General features: G+C 49.1%; 2 protein-coding genes. Both read right to left on the reverse strand.

Annotated elements, in window-relative coordinates; all coding sequences use genetic code 11:
• Positions 1 to 232 precede the first annotated feature (232 nt).
• Positions 233 to 514, reverse strand: coding sequence for a helix-turn-helix transcriptional regulator (locus FDW88_RS01155; protein ID WP_000780222.1), 282 nt, complete (start codon positions 512 to 514; stop codon positions 233 to 235).
• Entirely contained in the window at positions 495 to 824 is a 330-nt protein-coding gene (locus FDW88_RS01160; protein WP_000493286.1) for a type II toxin-antitoxin system RelE/ParE family toxin, read from the reverse strand. The genes FDW88_RS01155 and FDW88_RS01160 overlap by 20 nt, the downstream gene beginning before the upstream one ends.
• Positions 825 to 1,171 lie beyond the last annotated feature (347 nt).

A 1,171-nucleotide genomic window follows, 5' to 3' on the forward strand; every position in this document is an offset into this window, starting at 1 on the left:
TCAGGAACTTGTTCGCACCTTCCCTAAGTCACCGGCGGCTTGCCTGCCACACATTGAACATTACAGACCAATTAGCACTTTGTCACCGGGGAAAGATGTAAAGATTATGTATAAATAGATTGGCTTAGAAGTGACATTTCAACTTTGGAGAAACAGGTGACATTTTAAACTTGCTTTAACAAAATTTTGGGACTGACCGAAACAAAAAGGCCAGCCCCGGAGGGCTGGCTATTCAGTACAGGGCAATGACAGGTTTCTTGATGCCGCAGGCGTGAGCGTAGCGGGTCAGTGTGTCGATGCTGGCTTTGGTGATGTTGTTTTCCAGGCGAGAAATAACCGGAGGTGTAACCCCCATGCGTTCAGCAACCTGCGCTTTTGTCAGGTTGTCATGCTTGCGCCATTCAGCAAGCAGCTCCCTGAGCTTTTCCTTACGTTCTTCTTCCTGCCATGCAGCGCGATATTCATCGTCCTGCATCCACTCGTTATGCAGTTCTTTATGGCTTACCAGTTTCATTAAGTACCTCCGCTAACCGCTTTTTGGCGAGATCGATTTCTTTCGCTGGCGTTTTCTGTGACTTCTTGATGAAAACACGGAGCATGATGATGGTATTGCCTTTGTGGTATACCCAGATTCCCCTGGCTATGTCCGTCCCCATCGTGCGGATCTCAAAAAGTCCATCGCCCAGGGGCTTCGTGTCCGGCTCCCGCAGTAATCGGGCGTCATACTCCAGTTTGCCGATGAGACGGTCAAACTTCACCCTGATTTTTACGGGTAATGCTGTGGCTTCTTCCCTGGCTTCCGGGTGATAAACAACGCTAAACATGTGACCTCCCATTTCTATTAATATTAACCTATAGGCTAATTTCAGACAAGGTAGAATTAACCTATAAGCTAATTTTGTTGGCAGTTATCGTGGCTACCCGGTCACTACCCTGTTAGCGTGAGTTTTCGTTCCACTGAGGAACGGGGATTTATGCGCGTTAGCGCATGTAAGGCGGCAGGATGAAATGACAGGTAGCACCGAGGGTTAGCCGCCGATACCAGTGAGGGATCGAAAGGGATCGCCTATCCATCCCTTCACCTTGCAAAGCCATATTCCGCTAAAAGCGGCTCAGAGGCTTTTGTGCGCGGTCGGAGTGGTCACAACAAGGGGACGTCTCAGAAAACGGA

Source organism: Citrobacter sp. wls829 (assembly GCF_005280825.1).
Lineage (GTDB): Bacteria > Pseudomonadota > Gammaproteobacteria > Enterobacterales > Enterobacteriaceae > Citrobacter > Citrobacter gillenii.

Excerpts from the sequence above, each read along its gene's own strand:
- FDW88_RS01160 (WP_000493286.1), bottom strand. The coding sequence starts at position 824 with ATGTTTAGCGTTGTTTATCACCCGGAAGCCAGGGAAGAAGCCACAGCA.
- FDW88_RS01155 (WP_000780222.1), bottom strand. The coding sequence starts at position 514 with ATGAAACTGGTAAGCCATAAAGAACTGCATAACGAGTGGATGCAGGAC.